Annotated in this window: 17 protein-coding genes; 7 read left to right on the top strand and 10 right to left on the bottom strand. The window is 63.0% G+C overall.

All coding sequences use genetic code 11. The features are described 5' to 3' along the window. Positions 1 to 7: 7 nt before the first annotated feature. The 5 genes from LGT41_RS14825 to LGT41_RS14805 all read right to left on the bottom strand — a co-directional run bounded on the left by LGT41_RS14825 (position 8) and on the right by LGT41_RS14805 (position 5,656). On the bottom strand, positions 8 to 691 hold the full coding sequence (locus LGT41_RS14825) for an ABC transporter ATP-binding protein (protein ID WP_274127696.1): 684 nt from the start codon (positions 689 to 691) through the stop codon (positions 8 to 10). After that, the gene (locus tag LGT41_RS14820; protein WP_274127693.1) at positions 684 to 1,961 is read right to left on the bottom strand and encodes a lipoprotein-releasing ABC transporter permease subunit; all 1,278 of its coding nucleotides are present in this window, start codon (positions 1,959 to 1,961) and stop codon (positions 684 to 686) included. Before LGT41_RS14820 ends, LGT41_RS14825 begins: the two co-directional genes overlap by 8 nt. Before the next feature lie 178 nt (positions 1,962 to 2,139). Beyond that, on the bottom strand, positions 2,140 to 3,477 hold the full coding sequence (gene proS / locus LGT41_RS14815) for a proline--tRNA ligase (RefSeq protein ID WP_274127691.1): 1,338 nt from the start codon (positions 3,475 to 3,477) through the stop codon (positions 2,140 to 2,142). Positions 3,478 to 3,743: 266 nt separating this feature from the next. Beyond that, complete coding sequence (locus tag LGT41_RS14810) at positions 3,744 to 4,958, bottom strand: FAD-dependent monooxygenase (protein ID WP_274129743.1); 1,215 nt, start codon at positions 4,956 to 4,958, stop codon at positions 3,744 to 3,746. 53 nt (positions 4,959 to 5,011) lie between these two features. Beyond that, the gene (locus LGT41_RS14805) at positions 5,012 to 5,656 is read right to left on the bottom strand and encodes a pyrimidine 5'-nucleotidase (protein ID WP_274127689.1); all 645 of its coding nucleotides are present in this window, start codon (positions 5,654 to 5,656) and stop codon (positions 5,012 to 5,014) included. Positions 5,657 to 5,748: 92 nt separating this feature from the next. Here LGT41_RS14805 and LGT41_RS14800 point away from each other — a divergent pair, with 92 nt between their 5' ends. Continuing rightward, entirely contained in the window at positions 5,749 to 6,396 is a 648-nt protein-coding gene (locus tag LGT41_RS14800) for a GntR family transcriptional regulator (RefSeq protein ID WP_274127688.1), read from the top strand. After that, positions 6,389 to 7,150, top strand: a complete 762-nt coding sequence (locus LGT41_RS14795) for a hypothetical protein (protein ID WP_274127687.1) — start codon at positions 6,389 to 6,391, stop codon at positions 7,148 to 7,150. The genes LGT41_RS14800 and LGT41_RS14795 overlap by 8 nt, the downstream gene beginning before the upstream one ends. Here LGT41_RS14795 and LGT41_RS14790 read toward each other — a convergent pair. Next, positions 7,109 to 8,983 carry a glycosyltransferase gene (locus tag LGT41_RS14790; protein WP_274127686.1) on the bottom strand — a complete coding sequence of 625 codons (1,875 nt, stop codon included), beginning with the start codon at positions 8,981 to 8,983 and terminating at the stop codon, positions 7,109 to 7,111. The genes LGT41_RS14795 and LGT41_RS14790 overlap by 42 nt on opposite strands. Positions 8,984 to 9,062: 79 nt before the next feature. Continuing rightward, positions 9,063 to 10,256, bottom strand: coding sequence for a glutamine-hydrolyzing carbamoyl-phosphate synthase small subunit (gene carA, locus LGT41_RS14785; protein WP_274127685.1), 1,194 nt, complete (start codon positions 10,254 to 10,256; stop codon positions 9,063 to 9,065). 185 nt (positions 10,257 to 10,441) lie between these two features. Between carA and LGT41_RS14780 the strand changes: the two genes are divergently transcribed. Beyond that, complete coding sequence (locus LGT41_RS14780; RefSeq protein ID WP_274127684.1) at positions 10,442 to 10,897, top strand: GatB/YqeY domain-containing protein; 456 nt, start codon at positions 10,442 to 10,444, stop codon at positions 10,895 to 10,897. Positions 10,898 to 11,029: 132 nt separating this feature from the next. Here the strand turns inward: LGT41_RS14780 and LGT41_RS14775 are convergent, their stop codons facing one another. Continuing rightward, positions 11,030 to 11,818 carry an inositol monophosphatase family protein gene (locus LGT41_RS14775; RefSeq protein WP_274127683.1) on the bottom strand — a complete coding sequence of 263 codons (789 nt, stop codon included), beginning with the start codon at positions 11,816 to 11,818 and terminating at the stop codon, positions 11,030 to 11,032. A 111-nt stretch (positions 11,819 to 11,929) separates the two neighbouring features. Next, a complete protein-coding gene (gene efp / locus LGT41_RS14770; protein ID WP_274127682.1) occupies positions 11,930 to 12,493 on the bottom strand; it encodes an elongation factor P in 564 nt (187 codons plus the stop codon). Positions 12,494 to 12,641: 148 nt separating this feature from the next. Between efp and LGT41_RS14765 the strand changes: the two genes are divergently transcribed. From LGT41_RS14765 to LGT41_RS14750, 4 genes are read left to right on the top strand one after another with little or no spacing between them, the layout of a single operon-like run. Beyond that, on the top strand, positions 12,642 to 13,892 hold the full coding sequence (locus LGT41_RS14765; RefSeq protein ID WP_274129742.1) for a sarcosine oxidase subunit beta family protein: 1,251 nt from the start codon (positions 12,642 to 12,644) through the stop codon (positions 13,890 to 13,892). A gap of 8 nt (positions 13,893 to 13,900) precedes the next feature. After that, positions 13,901 to 14,173: a sarcosine oxidase subunit delta gene (locus tag LGT41_RS14760; protein ID WP_274127681.1), complete on the top strand. Its 273-nt coding sequence runs from the start codon at positions 13,901 to 13,903 to the stop codon at positions 14,171 to 14,173. Then, entirely contained in the window at positions 14,170 to 17,106 is a 2,937-nt protein-coding gene (locus LGT41_RS14755; protein WP_274127680.1) for a sarcosine oxidase subunit alpha family protein, read from the top strand. The genes LGT41_RS14760 and LGT41_RS14755 overlap by 4 nt, the downstream gene beginning before the upstream one ends. Then, positions 17,099 to 17,671, top strand: coding sequence for a sarcosine oxidase subunit gamma (locus LGT41_RS14750; protein WP_274127679.1), 573 nt, complete (start codon positions 17,099 to 17,101; stop codon positions 17,669 to 17,671). The genes LGT41_RS14755 and LGT41_RS14750 overlap by 8 nt, the downstream gene beginning before the upstream one ends. Here LGT41_RS14750 and LGT41_RS14745 read toward each other — a convergent pair. After that, positions 17,668 to 18,114: a periplasmic heavy metal sensor gene (locus LGT41_RS14745; RefSeq protein WP_274127678.1), complete on the bottom strand. Its 447-nt coding sequence runs from the start codon at positions 18,112 to 18,114 to the stop codon at positions 17,668 to 17,670. The two genes, LGT41_RS14750 and LGT41_RS14745, sit on opposite strands and share 4 nt — an antisense overlap. Positions 18,115 to 18,116 lie beyond the last annotated feature (2 nt).

Here is an 18,116-nt window from a genome sequence, read left to right as displayed (position 1 = left end):
GGCTCCTTCAGGCAGGGTGCAGCTTGCCAGCGTCCAGCCGCAAAACGCGGTCCATCTGGCCGGCAAGGGCGTGGTTATGGGTGGCGATCAGCGCGGCAAGCCCGGTTTGCCGCACAAGGTTCAGCAAAACTGCAAAGACCTGATCCGAGGTTTCGGGGTCGAGATTGCCGGTCGGCTCGTCGGCCAGCAGGATTTTCGGGCGATTGGCCAAAGCCCGGCAAAAGGCCACGCGCTGCTGCTCGCCGCCCGAAAGCTCGGCCGGGCGGTGGTTGGCGCGGTGGCCAAGGCCCACCTGTCCAAGCAATTCACGCGCACGGGCGGTGGCGGCGGCACGGGCCACGCCATTGGCGCGCTGCGGCAGGCTTACGTTTTCAAGCGCGGAAAATTCCGGCAGCAGGTGGTGGAACTGATAGATGAAGCCGATGGACTGGCGGCGCAATCGGGTGCGCTGCGCATCGCGCGCGGTGCTGGCATCGACCCCGTCAACGGTGATCTGGCCGGCATCGGCAGAGTCAAGCAGGCCCGCCACTTGCAGCAGCGTGGATTTGCCCGCCCCCGATGGCGCGATCAGCCCGACGATTTCGCCCGGCATCAGCGCCAGATCGGTGCCTTGCAGCACATGCACGGCATGGTCGGTGTTGAGCAGGAAGCCCTTTTTGATGCCCGAAAGGCTGAGAACGGGGCTATTCATAACGCAACGCCTCGGCAGGTGACAGGCGCGCGGCGCGGCGTGCGGGCGCAATGGTGATGAGCAGCGACAGCACCAGCCCAAGGCCCATTGCCGCGCCCACATCTTCGGCGCGCAGCACAGCGGGCACCGAGGTGAGCAGGCGCACGCTCGGATCCCAGACCTGCCCGCCCGAGGCCCATTCGACCAGCGCCTGAATGTCCTGAATATAGGTGGCAAACAGGCTGCCCGCGATCACGCCCAGAATGGTGCCGATAATGCCGATCAGGCTGCCGCAGATGAAAAACACCCGCATGATGCTGCCTTGTGTCAGGCCCATCGTGCGCAGGATGCCAATGTCGCGCCCCTTGTTCTTGACCAGCATGACAAGGCCGGAAATGATGTTCATGGCGGCGATCACCACGATCAGCGACAGCACGATGAACATCATCCGGCGCTCGACATTCAGCGCATCCAGAATGCCCTGATTCGCCTGGCGCCATGACCAGAACCCAAAATCGGGGCCAAGGGCTGCGGCCATTGCCGGGCGCAGCGCATCAATGGAAGCCGGCTCGTCTACAAATACCTGCAAGGCATCGGCAAAGCCTTCGCGGTTGAAAAAGCTTTGCGCATCGCCAAGCGGCAGATAGGCGCGAATACGGTCGATATCATAGCGCCCGACCCTGAAAATATAGGTTACAGGATAGGTGTTGATGCGCGGCGCAATGCCAAAAGGCGTGGCAACGCCGTTCAGCGAGGTGAGGGTGATCCTGTCGCCGATACGCAGGCCAAGCTCGCGCGCGATTCCTTCGCCAATGGCGATGCCGCCCTCAAAATCATCAAGGCTGCCGATTTTCTGTTCGGGGTTGGAGATGAGCGGGATTTGCCGCAGATCCGCCTCGGCAATGCCGACCACCTCCACGCCGATATTGCGGTTATTGCCGCTGGCCATAAGCTGGCCGGTCACAACGGGCGCGACATTGGCAACGCCGGCAACCGCGCGCAGCTTTTCGGCCTCGGCCTCGTAATCGGCGATAAGGGCCGCGGCATTGGTATCGGCGTCATAAAGCGCCGACATAACGGTGGAATGCGGGTTGGCCCCCAGCACACGGGCGGTGAATTCCTCACGAAACCCGACCATGACGGCCTGCACAACGATCAGCGTGGCCACGCCAAGCAGAACGCCGATCAGCGCATACCAGGCAATGACGGAAATGCCGCCTTCCTTGCGGCGGGCGCGCAGGTAGCGCCAGGCGATCATCCATTCGAATGCGGCAAAGGGTTTGGTGGCCATAGATCCTCGGTTTTGCTGGGTGCAAACTGGGCTGTTGGGGTGGAATGGTCAAGCGGGCTGGCGCGATTGTGACGATGGCTCGGCGGGATGGTGCGCAATGAATGCGCACCCTACGGGTGTTGAATACGCCATAGAGGTGGCGGGTAGGGTGCGCATTTATTGCGCAGCTTCATTGCGGTTAAACGCCCGCGTAAATCTGCGCCAGACGGTCGATTGCGGCCTCGGGTGTCAGCTCTTCGCTTTCGTTCGTGCGGCGGCTGGTCAGTTCCACCACACCCTTGGCCAGGCCGCGCGGGCCAACGGTAATCCGCCAGGGCAGGCCGATCAGGTCCATCGTGGCGAATTTGCCGCCCGCGCGCTCGTCCCGGTCATCATAAAGGGCTTCGAGCCCGCGGGATGCGAGCCCCGCAAATAGCGCATCACAGGCGGCATCGGCGGCAGAATCGCCCTGTTTGAGGTTGACGATACCGGCATGGAACGGGGTAACGCCCTCGGGCCAGATGATGCCGCGCTCATCGTGGTTCGCCTCGATCAGCGCACCGATCAGGCGCGACACGCCAATGCCGTGGCTGCCCATTTCGGCGGGCACGCGGCTGCCATCGGGCATGACCACATCGGCACCCAGAGCTTGCGAATATTTCGTGCCGAAATAGAAGATCTGGCCAACCTCGATGCCGCGCGCGCTCATCTGCCGCTCGGCGGGCACATCGGCGTAGATCGCCGCATCATGGGTTTCGTCGGTGCGGGCATAGGGCGTGGTGAATTCTTCGCAGATCGCCGCGACCTGCTTGACATCGGCGTAGTTCACCGCGCGCTCGCCAAGTTTTAGGTCGGTCACGGCGCGGTCGTAGAACACCTCGGATTCACCGGTTTCGGCCAGCACCAGAAATTCGTGGCTGTAATCGCCGCCAATCGGGCCGGTATCGGCCTTCATGGGGATCGCTTGCAGGCCCATACGTTCATAGGTGCGCAGATAGCTGACCATGTGGCGGTTATAGGCGTGGATGGCGCTTTCGCGGTCCATATCGAAGGAATACCCGTCTTTCATGAAGAACTCGCGCCCGCGCATGACACCGAATCGGGGGCGGATCTCGTCGCGGAATTTCCACTGGATATGGTAGAGCGTTTTCGGCAAATCCTTATACGAGCTGATCGTCTGGCGAAAAATATCGGTGATCAGCTCTTCATTCGTGGGGCCATAAAGCATGTCGCGGCCATGACGGTCGGTAATGCGCAGCATTTCCTTGCCGTAATCATCATAGCGGCCGCTTTCGCGCCACAGATCGGCCGATTGCAGCGTGGGCATGAGCATGGGGATATGGCCCGCGCGCTGCTGTTCCTGGTGAACGATGTCCTCAAGGCGGCGTAACACCTTGAATCCCAAGGGTAACCACGAATAAATGCCCGCCGATGCCTGCTTGATCATGCCGGCGCGCAGCATCAGCCGGTGGCTGGCGATCTGCGCCTCGGCGGGGGTTTCTTTAAGCACGGGCAAAAAATACTGGGTCAGGCGCATGGGAGATTATCCTGTGAAGAAGCGTTCGCATCGGTTTAGGGCAAGGTTTGCGGGCGTGCAATGCCGCAAGCTTTGCCAGATGGTCAAAAAATCCTGTTTGCATTGGGGCTTTGCATCTGCTTTAACCCCTTTACGGAACGTGACAGCGGCGCCGTTTGGGGCAACCCGGACAGGACGAACCGGCGCTCCGACATGATTAAGGGCTACCATAACGGCTCAAGTCTTGGGGAGAGAGAATGGCTCGCGCTTGCGGGCCATTTTCGCATTCAGGGGGCGGGTTTTGCGCCCGCGCCAAGCCCAGCCATCATTGCTGCCTTGCGCAGGGGCTCGACCCCGTGCAGCAGTTTCAGCCCCTGGCGGCGCAGGTCGTGCAAGGGTGCGGCACTGGCCATCGAGGCGCGGTTGAGCGCATCGACCCCGGCAATACGCGCGGCCATATCGGGCATACGCGCGCGGCTGTAGCGCGCCAGAAGCGCGGGCGCGCCGATATCCTGGCCAGCATTGCGTGCTTCGGCAAGCAGCCCGGCCAGCGCGGCCAGATCGGCCAGCGACATGTTCAGCCCCTGCGCGCCGATGGGCGGGATGACATGGGCGGCTTCGGCCAGCAAAGCAAGGCGCGGGCCGTCAAGCCGCGCGGCCTGCTGGGCGATGATCGGCCAAGTCGCGCGCCCTGCGACAAGCGTGAGCGCGCCAAGCACATGCGCGCTGCGCGCTGTGGCGGCTTGACCGAAGGCGGCATCGTCAAGCGTGTTGAGCGCGGCAATTTCGGGGCCGGTCGCCATCCAGACCACCGCCGATTGGTGCGCATCGGGCAGGGGCACCAGCGTGAAAGGGCCGCCGGATTTATGCACCTCGGTCGAAACATTCTCATGCGGCATATCGGGATGCTGCACCACGAACACCAGCGCCTTTTGCCCGTAGGACCATTTTTTGGCGGCAATCCCGGCGGCCTTGCGCAGCGGTGAATTGCGGCCATCGGCGGCGATGACCAGCGGCGCACGCAGCTGCCTGTTGCCCGACAGGGTGACGATTGCACCGCTGCTGCGCGCCAGCATCCCTTCCACCCGGCAGGGGGCCAGAAGCTGGGCATTGGCGCGGGTTTGCAGATGCGCCAGCACCTCGCGCCGGATCAGCCAGTTGGGCAGGTTATAGGCAAAGGCGGGCTGGTTAATGTCATCCGACACAAAATCGGCGGTTTCAAGCGCGCCCTCCGCTGCGCTGGCATCGACAATGCGCATGATGCGCAAGGGCGCGGCATGGGCGGCAAGGCGGGGCCAGAGCCCGGCACGTTCCAGCAGTTGCACCGAGGGCATGAGAAAGGCGGTGGAGCGGGTATCGGCCCCCGCAGCCGCGCCATCGGTCACAGGCGGCACAGGGTCGGCGCAGATGACATCAAAGCCGATTTCGGCCAGCACGGCACTGGCCAGCAGCCCGGCGATGCCGCCACCGGCGATCAGGATGTCTGTGTCAATACGCTCCATGCGCAAATAGGTGGCACGGGCGGGCAGGCCGCGCAAGGCCTGCGGCGATTTGCCTAGGCGGCAATCACCCGCAAAAAGCGCGCCAGATCATGCGTTTGGAAATGCAGATGCGGGGCCGGGTCGGCGGCACCGATCAGCACGCATTTCATGCCAAGCGCATGGGGCACGGCAAGGTTGCGCGGGTCATCCTCAAACATCGCGGCTGTGCTGGTGGTCAGCTTGGCGGCTTTGAACACACGGTCAAACGCCTCGGCATGGGGCTTGGCGGCAAAGCCTGCATCTTCCACGGCGTAAAGGTCGGAAAAGCAGCCATCCAGCCCCAGATGCCCGACAAGCCGGTGGCCATAGGCGCGCGCGGCATTGGTGTAGATGACCTTGCGCCCCGGCAGGGCGAGAATGGCATCGCGCAAGGCCGCGCTGGGGGTGAGCGCCGACAGGTCGACCTGATGCACCTTGTCCAGAAACGGCACCGGGTCGATATCATGCTCGGCCATCAGGCCCGCCAGCGTGGTGCCGTATTTCACCCAGTAGGATTTGCGCAGCACATTCGCGGCGGGCTGGTCAATATTCAGGTTTTCGGTGATAAAGTCGACCATCAGGGCTTCGATCTGCTCGAACAGGCGCGACCCGGCGGGGTAGAGCGTGTTATCAAGGTCAAAGACCCAGGTATCGACATGGCTGAAGGCTTCGCGTGACATGGATTTTGCCTAACCTATCGGGCGGGCGGGGGCAATGCGCACTTTCACTGCCGCAAATTTCTGTTTAGCGTATGCCGAGCTTTGGAGCCTTTATGGACACACAAAACAACACGCGCGACGCCTATGCCCTGGTGCTGGAGGCGATAGACCGGGGCGATTATCAGCCCGGCGACAGGCTTGTGGAATCGGAACTTGCCGAACGGTTTGGCGTGTCGCGCACACCCATCCGCGAAGCCCTGCAACGGCTGGAAACCCAGGCCGTGCTGGTGCGCGACGGGCGCAGCATGGTGGTCGCCTCGCTCAGCCATGACCAGTTGGGCGAGCTTTATGTCGTGCGCGCGGCTTTGGAGGGGCTGGCGGCACGGCTGGCGGCGCAGCACGCCGGGCCAGAGGAAATTCGTGTGCTGTATGACATGATTGCCGCCGACCGGAAATTCATGACCGACCCCAAGCGCCTTTCGCGGGCCAACAAGCGGTTTCATCGGCAATTGCATTTGGCAAGCCACAACCGGTTTTTGATTCAGCAGCTTGAAATGGTGCATCGGACGATGGCGCTTCTGGCGACAACCTCGCTGGCCGCCGAAGGCCGCCCCGAAAAGGCGCTGGATGAGCATGAGAAAATTGTTGCCGCGATCGAGGCGCGCGACGGGGTGGCGGCGGAAGCCGCGCTCAAGGCGCATATTTCCAAGGCATTCGAGACCCGATTGAAGCTGAACGCGGAGGCACGACACCATGACTGAGGCAAGCCAGTTTGTTCTGGACAACCTGCAAAGCCGGGGCTGGTTTGCGCCGGAACCGGGCTATTTTGGCGATAACGCCGCCGCCTATGGCGCCCAGGATGAAGCCCTTGGCGAATTGGCAAAAGCGCGCGGCGGGATCGGCGGCTACAAGATTGCCTATAACTCGAGCGCCCAGCTTGCCGCCCTTGGCCAAAGCCAGCCCGGTGCGGCCTATGTCTGCGCCGCTCAGATTGTGCAAACCGGCGCGAAACTGGCGGCAGCGGATTACGATAACCTGATGATCGAGCCGGAAATCGGCGCGGTTCTGGGCGCAGAGCTTGTGCCGGGAAAAACCTATACCGCTGCCGATATGGCCGGGCTTGTGGCGCGCTGGTTGCCGGTGTTCGAGCTGCTCGACCGGCGCAATAGCGACGGGCATTTTCATGTGCCAACCGTGCTGGCGCATAATATTTTCAACGAAGGCGCTGTGCTTGGCGGGCCGGGCGTGGCCGAACTGCCCGAACTGGCGGCGCTGCATTCTGTGGTGTTTGACAATGGCGCCCGCCTGCATGATGCAGCCGGCGCCGCCCCGCAAGACCCGGCCGAGGCCGCGGCCTTTCTGGCCAACCATTTTACCGGCCGCGGGCAGGTGATGAAGGCCGGAAGCCTGCTGCTTTGCGGCACGCATATGCCCATTTTCAAACCCGAAGCGGGCCACGAGTTGCGCTTCGAGCTAGGGGCGCTTGGCGCGGTCAGCTTCAGCATTGTCAAGTAGCAGCCCGTGGGTGGTTTTCGCCCAGTAGAACGGCGCGGTGATGATCTGCGCAACCGCACGAAAGGCCGCAAACGCCCCGAGCGGCCAGTAAAACGGCATGGTCAGCACAAAGGGCAACAATCCGCGCCGCGCGGGGGCGCGCAGGGCCAGCCAGGCGACAGCCAGCATGATGGACTGGCCCAGAATTGACGTGATGAAAAACAGCGCAACCACCGGGCCGGGCAGCACCGATAGCAGCGAGGTCCAGCCGGTAAGCCAGCCCGCCCACATGCCCCAGACCAGCGGCATGGAGATATAGGCGGTGAGCGTGCCCATGACCAGAACCTGAAAGGCCAGAAAGTTGCGCAAGCCCATTTCGCGCAGCAATCGCAACGGGTTGCGCATATGGCTTGCCCAGGTCATGGCATAGCCCTTCAGCCAGCGAGAGCGTTGCTTGACCCAACCAAAGGGCAGGCAATTCGCCTCTTCCCAGGTTGTGGTTTCAACGATTTCGCAGCGATAGCCGTAGCGGGCCAGACGAAAGCCCAGATCGGCGTCTTCGGTGACATTATGCGCATCCCATCCGCCAATTTCCTCCAGCAGGGCGCGGCGGAAAAATACCGTCGTGCCGCCAAGCGGTATGGGCAGGCCAAGCCGCTGCACGCCCTTGAGCAGCACGCGAAACCACACGGCATATTCAATGGTAAAGCAGCGCGACAGCCAGTTGGCGCGGCTGTTGTAGAAATCGAGATAGCCCTGCACGCAGGCAACATCGGGGGCGGCGGCCTGCAAATGCGCAACGACCTTTGAAATCTGGTCCGGTTCGGGGCGGTCCTCGGCATCATAAATGCCGACAATACTGCCATAACAAAAGGGCAGCGCATAGTTCATGGCCTTGGGTTTGGTGCGCAAGGCATCCTCGGGCAGGCGCAAGACGCGGATCCAGGATGGCAGCTTGCGCCGCGCCAAAGCCTTGGCGGTGATCGTGTCATCAGCCTCGGTCAGAATGATCACATCCAGCAATTCATGCGGATAGTCAAAGGCGGCGATGCGCGAAAACAGCGATTCAAGCACCGCATCTTCGGCCAGAAGCGGAATGAGGACAGAGACTTTCGGGCGCGGGCGATGGGCGGAAAGCTGGGGCAGGGCGGCGGGCGGGGCACTGTGCCGGGGCAAATGCGCAAACAATGCGCCAAGCCGCAGCAGGCTGGTGGCCGCGTTCATCAGCACAAACCAGCACAGCGCCAGCACGATGGTGGTAATCGGGGCCAGCGCCAGCCCGGCGGCAACCAGCAACACCCCGGCGCTGATGAAATGGCGCAAGCCCGGCGCAATGGTCCGGCACGAAAGCGCGGGCGGGCAAAGCTGGTGGGCGCGTGCCAGAAGCGATGCGCCAAAGGCGGCGCTGATCGCCGGATGCAGCGTGCCAAGCCTGGCGCGCCGCAAGCGCAGCCCCGGCAAACTGGCCCAGTCTGGCGGTAAATCGGACAGGGAAATTCCGGTTTCGCTGACAATGACCGTGCGCCCGGCCACGCGCCGCCAGGGCAGCCAGCCGTCGCGCAAACACTCCAGCGGGTTGATCTGGGCGAGCAGGGCCGGGTCGGGCGGCTCTTGCGCCAGGTCAACCGGCGTGGCGCCGTCCTGCTGGGACAGCGCCTCATCCAGCGCCTGCTGGCTGATCTGGCCATTGGCCAAAAGCACCTCACCCAGGCGCACATTCAGGCCGGATTGGCGCTGCAAGGCCAGATCAAGCTCGGCGGCGGCCAACAGCCCGTTGCGGCAGAGAATTTGACCAAGCGGCTCGGGCTGATTGGGCGCGGGCAATGCCGCTTGGGCATGGGGGGCAAGGGCCAAATATCACCTACAGGCAGAACGCAATACTACGCGCTCAGCTTGCAGTGATTGTGCTTAACAACTCGTTAAGCCGGCATGGCTAGGCGGTGGCGGCCATCGCGGCGACGAAACGGTCGAACAGATAGGTGCTGTCCATCGGGCCGGGGCTGGCTTCGGGGTGGTATTGCACCGAAAACACCGGCCGGTCCTGCATCCGGATGCCGCAATTGGAGCCGTCAAACAGCGAGACATGCGTCTCGATCACGCCATCGGGCAGGCTTTGGCCATCGACCGCGAAACCGTGGTTCATCGAGGTGATTTCCACCTTGCCGGTTTCGATATCCTTGACCGGATGGTTGGCGCCATGATGGCCGTGATTCATTTTCAACGTGCGCCCACCCAGCGCCAGCGCCAGCATCTGGTGGCCAAGGCAGATGCCGAAAATCGGCAAGGCGGTGCGCGCCATGATATCGCGGATCATCGGCACGGCATAGGCGCCGGTGGCTTCCGGATCGCCCGGCCCGTTGGACAGGAACACACCGACGGGGTTATGGGCCAGCACCTCGTCTGCCGTGGCGGTGGCGGGCAGCACGGTTACATCGCAGCCCGCGCTGGCAAGGCAGCGCAGAATGTTGCGCTTGGCGCCGTAATCCAGCGCCACGACCTTGTGGCCGGCCCCCGTGCGGCGCGGATAGCCATTGGGCCAGGCCCAGCGCATTTCATCCCAGCGGTAGGATTGCGCGCAGGTCACATCCTTGGCCAGATCGAGCCCGACAAGGCCCGACCAGGCGCGCGCGCGTTCCTGCAGGGCGGCCACGTCGAACTGGCCATCGGCGGCGTGCTGTATGGCGCAATGCGGCGCGCCCTGGCGGCGGATGGCGCGGGTCAGGCGGCGGGTATCAACCCCACCCAGGCCAATGCGGCCACGGCGCGCAAGCCATGCGCTCAAAGTCTCGGCCGCGCGCCAGTTGCTTGGTGTGGTCGGGTCCCATTTCACCACCATGCCGGCGGCAACGGGGTCGTTGCTTTCGTCATCCTCGGCGTTGATGCCGGTATTGCCGATATGCGGGAAGGTGAAGGTCACAACCTGCCCGGCATAGCTCGGGTCGGTCATGATTTCCTGATAGCCGGTCATCGCGGTGTTGAAACACAGCTCGGCCACGGCCACACCCTCGGCCCCAAAGCCGCGCCCGTAAAACACCGAGCCATCGGCCAGCGCAATGCAGGCGGTTGGCATTGTGCCCGGCGCGGGGCTGAAAACCGGTTTTGTTTTTGCGGAATCGGCACTGACCATTGTGGTCCCCTTATGCAAATTGGGCGGAAACTACGGCTGCAAGGCAGGCGCGTCAAGGGGGTAGGTCAACTTAAAAGTGTAACAATATCAACAACATAGCATATTTGTTAGCTGTTGTGATTCGTGCCCTTAGGGGCTATATTCCCCGACTTGGGCCGCGTGGCGGCGCTGATAGGGTGAGAGTTATGTTGCGCAAACGGTTTGCGGATGCGACGAAAGATGCGATGAAATCAAAGGAAGCGGCGCGTTTGTCGACGCTGCGGCTGATTTCGGCTGCGATCAAAGACCGCGATATCGCGGCGCGCAGCGATGATGGCGCCGAGGGCGTGTCGGATGATGAAATTATGGCCGTGCTGGCCAAGATGATCAAACAGCGCCAGGACAGCGCCAAAGCCTATGAAGAGGCCGGGCGCATCGAGCTGGCCGATAGCGAGCGCGCCGAGATCAAGGTCATCTCCGAATTCCTGCCCCGCCAGCTAAGCGCCGAGGAAACCGAGGCCGCCGTCGCCGCCGCCGTGGCCGAGGTGGGGGCTGAAAGCATCCGCGATATGGGCAAGGTAATGGCCGTGCTGAAGGGCAAATATGCCGGGCAGATGGATTTCGGCAAGGTCGGACCCGCGGTGAAAGCGGCGTTGAGTTAAGCGTAGGGTGCGCATTTATTGCGCACCGTAACGAGCCGCCAAAGGTGCGCAATGAATGCGCACCCTACGGTGTGCCGTTCCGAAAATCTTATGATTTGGAAGGGTTGGTGAGCGCAAGCGCGCAAAGCGCCCCTACTCCCCGCGCACAATCTTCGCAAACTTGTCGAAAATCCCTTCGCCCGCCACAACCAGCTCACCGGCTTTCAGCGGGTCGTCGCCTTTGGTGATGCCATCGACAAAGCCACCGGCTTCGCGCACGAGGATCAGGCCGGCGGCAATGTCCCAGCTATGCAGGTTGCGTTCCCAGAACCCGTCAAACCGGCCAGCGGCGACATAGGCAAGGTCGAGCGCGGCCGAGCCCATGCGGCGCACGCCAGCGCAAGTGGGCATGATGCGGCCAAGGTCGGATAGGGTTTCGGGCAGGTCGCGGCGGCCCCCAAAGGGGATGCCGGTTGCAAAGATACATTCGATCAGGTCGCGGCGGCCCGATACGCGCAAGCGCCGGTCATTCATCCAGGCACCGGCACCTTTTTCGGCGGTGAACATCTCGTCCTTGATCGGGTCGTAAATCACCCCGGCGACGATTTCGCCCTTGTGTTCAAGCGCGATGGAAATGGACCAATGCGGCAGGCCGTGCAGGAAATTGGTGGTGCCATCGAGCGGGTCGACAATCCAGCGGCGGGTCGGGTCGGCGCCCGCAACTTCCACGCTTTCCTCGCCTACCCAGCCGTAATTCGGGCGGGCTTCGCGCAGCTCGTCATGGATTACATCTTCGGCCTTGCGGTCGGCCTTGGTCACAAAATCACCGGGGCCTTTGGGCAGCACCTGAAGGTTTTCCACCTCGCCAAAATCGCGGATGAGGTGGCGGGCGGCTTTGCGCGCCGCTTTGATCATGACATTCAGGTTGGCCGAGGCGATCATGGGGTTTGTTCCTTATGGTCGCAGCCGGAATGCTGCGCGGGCATGGGGCGTAAAACATGAAATTGCGCGCAAAGGCAAGCCCTGCGCGCAACCAAGGATGTTTCGCGGCGGCTAAGCGCGCTCGACGTATTCGAACAGTTCGGTATTGACGATGATCGCCTCACCCTCGCCCACAAAGGGCGGCACCATGACGCGCACGCCATTATCCAGCACGGCGGGCTTGAAGCTGTTGGCGGCGGTCTGGCCTTTGACGACCGGCTCGGTCTCGGTGATCGTGCAGGTCACTTTCTGGGGCAGGGTGGCGTTAAGCGCCTCGGCCTCGAAATACTCGATCTGGATGGTCATCCCGTCCTGCAAAAACGGGCGACGGTCGCCCAGAATATCGGCGGGCAGTTCGATCTGCTCATAGGTTTCGCTATCCATGAACACCAGCATCCCGTCGGATTCATACAGAAACTGCTGGTCTTTTTGCTCCAGCCGGACCTGTTCAACCTTGTCAGCCGAACGAAAGCGTTCGTTGAGCTTGGAGCCGGTGCGGATGTTCTTCATCTCAACCTGTGCAAACGCGCCACCCTTGCCGGGTTTGACGTGCTGGGTTTTGACCGCAATCCACAGCCCGCCCTCATGTTCGAGGATATAGCCGGGGCGGATTTCGTTACCATTGATTTTGGGCATGTTTGACCTATGCGTTAAAGCTTTGGCGCGCTTCTAGCCTATTGCACCCCCAAGGCGCAAGCTGCGACAGAAATGGTCGCAAAAGCGCATGAAACCTATCGACCCCTTCGCCACGCTCTCATATGCTGCGCAAGATTTCGGGGGGCATATGCGCTATTCGGCATTTCAGATTCTAAAGCAGGGGCTGACCGGCAACAAGGGCTGGGCACCGGTTTGGCGCAACCCTACGCCCAAGGCTGAATATGATGTGATCATCATCGGCGGGGGTGGGCACGGGCTGGCCACGGCGTATTATTTGGCCAAAAACCACGGGCTGACGAATATCGCGGTGCTGGAGCGCGGGTATCTGGGCGGCGGCAATGTCGGACGCAACACCACGATTGTGCGCGCCAATTACTATATGAACGGCAATTCCGAGTTTTACAGCCATTCGCTGAAGCTGTGGGAAGGGCTGGAGCAAGAGCTGAATTACAACGCCATGATGAGCCAGCGCGGCGTGCTGAACCTGTGCCATTCCGACGGGCAGTTCGATTTTTACACCGAGAAGGCCAACCGCATTCTGGCGCAGGGCGATGATGCCGAAATGCTCGACCGCGCGGGTGTCAAGAACCACGCGCCGTTCCTGAGCTTCAAGAACGAACGCTTCCCCATTCGCGGGGGGTTGTTGCAGCGGCGCGCGGGCACGGCGCGGCACGATGCGGTGGCTTGGGGCTTTGCGCGCGGGGCCGATATGCGCGGGGTAGACCTGATCCAGAATTGCGAGGTGACGGGGATTGATGTGGAGGGCGGCCGTGTGGCCGGTGTGCAAACCACGCGCGGCGCGATCAGGGCCAAAAAGGTGGGCATGGCGGTGGCGGGGCGGTCAAGCCAGGTGGGGCAGATGGCGGGTTTGCGCCTGCCGATCGAAAGCCATGTGTTGCAGGCTTTTGTGACCGAGGGGCTGAAGCCGATCATCCCCGGCGTTGTGACCTTCGGGATGGGGCATTTCTATATCAGCCAGTCCGACAAAGGCGGGCTGGTATTTGGTGGCGATATCGACGGCTATAACTCCTATGCCGCACGCGGCAACCTGCCGATCATGGAGCATGTGATGGAGGCCGGCATGGCCATGATGCCCGCGCTGGGAAAGGCCCGCGTGCTGCGCGGCTGGGGCGGGATTGTGGATATGACGATGGATGGCTCGCCCATCATCGACAAAACGCCCATCGAGGGGCTGTTTTTCAATGGCGGATGGAACTATGGCGGCTTCAAGGCCACGCCGGCCTCGGGCTGGTGCTATGCGCATCTTATCGCCACGGGCAACCATTCTGAATACGCAACCAGGCTGCTGATGAATCGCTTCGAGACCGGCCATGTGCTGGACGAAGAGAAGACCGGCGCGAACCCCAACAAGCATTAGGAGCCGTCATGCAACTGAACTGCCCCCATTGCGGCGCGCGCGACTTGCGCGAATTCAGCTATCTGGGCTCTGCCAAGCTGATCGCACGGCCCGACCCCGCCGATCAGGCGGCGATGGTCGATTATGTGCATTACCGCGACAACCCCGCAGGCGCGAATGCCGAATTGTGGCAGCACGACACCGGTTGCCGCGCGTGGCTGCATGTGCTGCGCAATACGCTCACCCATGAGGTGCTGCGCGTTGAACTGGCGCGTGACACAGCCTTGGAGGCAGGGCGATGAGCCGTTTGCCAAAGGGCGGGTTGATTGACCGCAGCCGCACGATTCCGTTCAGCTTTGACGGGGTTACGCTTAGCGGGCATCCGGGTGACACGCTGGCCTCGGCCCTGCTGGCCAATGATGTGCGGCTGGTCGGGCGCAGCTTCAAATACCACCGCCCGCGCGGCATTCTAAGCGCGGGCAGTGAAGAGCCGAATGCGCTGGTGGAACTGGGCGAGGGGGCGGCGCGCCTGCCCAATACCCGCGCCACAACGCAAGAGCTTTTTGCCGGGCTGGTGGCGAGAAGCCAGAACCGCTGGCCGAGTCTGAGCCGCGATGTGCTGGCGGTGAATGACCTGATGGCACCCTTCCTTGGCGCGGGGTTCTATTACAAAACCTTCATGTGGCCCAAGACGTTCTGGGAAAGGGTTTATGAGCCGCTTATCCGCCGCGCCGCAGGTCTTGGTCGGCTTTCGGGCCAGCCCGACCCCGACCATTACGACAAAGGCTTTTTGCATTGCGATCTGCTGGTCATTGGCGCTGGTCCTGCCGGCCTGATGGCGGCATTGGCCGCCGGGCGCGCCGGTGCGCGGGTTGTTCTGGCCGATGAGGGCGCGCAAATGGGCGGGCGGCTGCTGGCCGAGCGGTTGGAGCTTGACGGGGCGTCGGGCAACGACTGGGCGGCAGGCGTGGTTGCCGAACTCGCCAGCCTGCCCAATGTGCGGCTGATGCCGCGCACAGCGGTAACCGGGGCGTATGACCACGGTTCTTACGCTGCGCTGGAACGTGTCGCCGACCATCTGGCCAAGGCCCAGGGCGCACCACGGCAGATTTTCTGGCGCATTCAGGCGCGGCGCGCCATTCTGGCGGGCGGGGCGATAGAGCGGCCCATAGCCTTCGCCAATAACGACCGCCCCGGCATTATGCTGGCGGGTGCCGTGCGCCGCTATGTCAACCAATATGGCGTGGCCCCCGGTGCGCGCATCGCCGTGTTCGCCAATAGCGATGAGGGCGCGCGCACGGTGGCCGATTTGCAGGCGGCGGGGGTTGAGGTTGCCGCATTGCTCGATGCCCGCCACGATGCGAAAGCGCCCGAAGGCGTGCCACATTTCGCGGGTGCCGTGGTGGTCGATACACGCGGGCGGCTGGGGCTGAAATCCGTCACCATCCGCACGGCCAACGGCGGCACCCAAACCATCGCCGCCGATTGTCTGGCTGTTTCCGGCGGGTGGAACCCGAATGTGCATCTGACCTGCCACCAGAATGCGCGCCCCGTCTGGCGCGAGGACATCGCCGCCTTTGTTGCGCCCGATGGCGCTGTGTCGGCTCTTGCGGCGGTGGGCGCGGCGGCGGGGGCGTTTTCAACCCATGCCGCCTTGCAAACGGGGCTGGAGGCGGGCAAGGCCGCGCTGAAAGAGCTTGGCCTGAAACCCGCCAAAACCCCGCTGCCAAAGGCCGAGGATGCGCCCGCTCACATCACCCCGCTGTGGCATGTGCCGGGCAAGGGGCGGGCCTGGCTCGACTTTCAGAACGATGTGACCGTTAAGGATGTGAAGCAGGCCCATGCCGAAAACTTTGTGCCCGTCGAACATCTGAAGCGCTACACGACCTTGGGCATGGCGACGGATCAGGGCAAACTCTCCAACATCGCGGGCCTTGCGATTATGGCCGAGCTGACGGGGCGCAGCATTCCTGAAACTGGCACAACCACCTTCCGCCCGCCCTATCTGCCGGTGCAGATTGGCGCGATGGGGGCGCATGGGGCGGGGCAGGGCTTTGCGCCGCATCGCCAAACGCCATCTGATGCGCTGTCGCGCGAATATGGCGCAAGCTGGCTGGAGGCCGGGCTATGGCACCGCGCCGCCTGGTATCCGCAACCGGGCGAGAAATTCTGGCGGCAGGCCTGCGAGCGTGAGGTCGGCTGGGTGCGCAACGCGGTCGGCATTTGCGATGTGACCACCCTGGGCAAGATCGACATTCAGGGGCCGGATGCGGCCGCGTTCCTCGACTTCGTTTACACCAACACCATGTCGACGCTGAAAATCGGCCGCGTGCGCTATGGGCTGATGCTGCGCGAGGATGGCACGGTGGTGGATGATGGCACATGCGCGCGGCTGGGCGATACGCATTATGTGATTACCACCACCACGGCGGCGGCGGGGCCGATCATGGCGCATCTGGAATTTGTCGCACAGGTTTTGTGCCCGCAGCGCGATGTGCAGATGGTCAGCGTTACCGAGCAATGGGCGCAGTTTGCCATTGCCGGGCCGAAATCGCGCGCGCTGCTCAACGGGCTGCTCGATACCCCCATTGATAACGACAGCTTCCCCTACATGGCCTGTGGGCCGGTTGCTGTTGGCGGCATTGCCGCGCGGCTGTTCCGCATTTCATTCTCGGGCGAACATGCCTACGAGCTTGCCGTGCCCGCGCGCTATGGCGACAGTCTGGCGCGCCTGCTAGTCGACCGTGCCAAGGCGCTGGGCGGCGGGCTTTACGGGATGGAGGCGCTGAATGTGCTGCGCATCGAAAAGGGCCATATCACCCATGCCGAGATTGACGGGCGTTACAGCGCCTTTGACATTTCCATGCCGCATATGCTGGCAGCGGGCAAAGACTGCATCGGCAAGGCAATGGCCGCACGCCCCGGAATGGTGGAAGCCGAACGCCCGCAGCTTGTGGGGCTGAAACCTGCCGGCGTGGTCAAGCAGCTCAAGGCGGGGGCGATCATGGTGGAGCTTGATGGCGAACCGGTGCGCGAACAGATCAGGGGGCATGTGACCTCGGCCTGTTTCTCGCCCACGCTTGGCCACCCGATTGCGCTGGCTTTCGTGGCCGGTGGCACGGCGCGGATCGGCCAGCAAATCCGCGCGGTCGACCTGCTTGGCGGGGTCGACACCCTGTGCGACATCGTCGCCCTGCCGTTTTATGACCCTGAAGGAGGGCGCTTGCGTGGATAAGATCACCCTCATCGCCCGCGATGCCTTTACCGGCCTTGGCCTGCCCCATGCGGCGGGCCATGCCAGCCTGCGCGCCGACACGCCCGCCAGTTTGCTGGCGATAGCGCCCTTTGCGGGGCAGGGGGCTGCGGTCTCGGACGCGCTTAAAAAGCTTGGTGGTGCGGCTTTGCCGGGTGCTGGGCAATCGGCAAAGGGCAAGGCGATGGCGCTGTGGTGGGGCGGGCACGGGCAGTGGCTGGCGCTGGGTGCCGATATTGGCGCGCTGCACGCTGCATTGGCGGGCAAGGCGGCGGTGGTCGATCAATCCGACGGCTGGGTTGGCTTTGCGATTTCGGGCAGCGCGGCGCGCGACGTTCTGGGGCGGCTCTGCCCGCTCGACACCCATGCCAGCGCCATGCCCCCCGGCCATGTCGCGCGCAGCCAGTATGCGCATATGATGGCCATCATCCATGTGCTGGAAAATGGGTTCCAGGTGCTTGTCATGCGCTCCTTCCTGAAAACCGCGATTGAAGAAACCAAAGCCACGCTCGACCGGCTGGCCGCCGAGGCGGCTTTGCGCGGCTAGTCGCGCTGTTGGCGCGCTTCCAGCGCATCGGCAAAGGCGGCGCGCTGTTCATCGCTCATTGCAGCGATCTGCTCGGCCAGCGCCGCATGAACATTGCTCTGGATTTCGCCCATCCGCGCGCGCTGACCGGCCAGAACGGCGTTGAAGGCCGCTATGTCAAAAGGCGTGGCGCGCAGGGTTTCGGCCAGTGCCGTGCCGAGCCCGCGCTGGTGGCGAATGCTTGCACGCAACCCTTCGCCGGCGTCGCGCATGGCTTCGCGCATGGCGCGCTGGTTCTCACGCGGCAGCGCACGGGCGAGTTCCATCATCGAATCGCCACCATTGCGGGCGATCGGGCCACGCAGGGCCAACCCGATCGCCAGCCCCAGAACGGCCAGATTGGCCGCGAGCGACAGGGTCAGTGTCAGTTTCATCCAGCGCGGTGCGCCTGTGGAAATCGTCATGC

The sequence above is a fragment of the Abyssibius alkaniclasticus genome, assembly GCF_020447305.1.
Taxonomy (GTDB): domain Bacteria; phylum Pseudomonadota; class Alphaproteobacteria; order Rhodobacterales; family Rhodobacteraceae; genus Abyssibius; species Abyssibius alkaniclasticus.
Note: the sequence above shows the minus strand (reverse complement) of the source record. Positions and strands in the feature narration are given on the sequence as shown.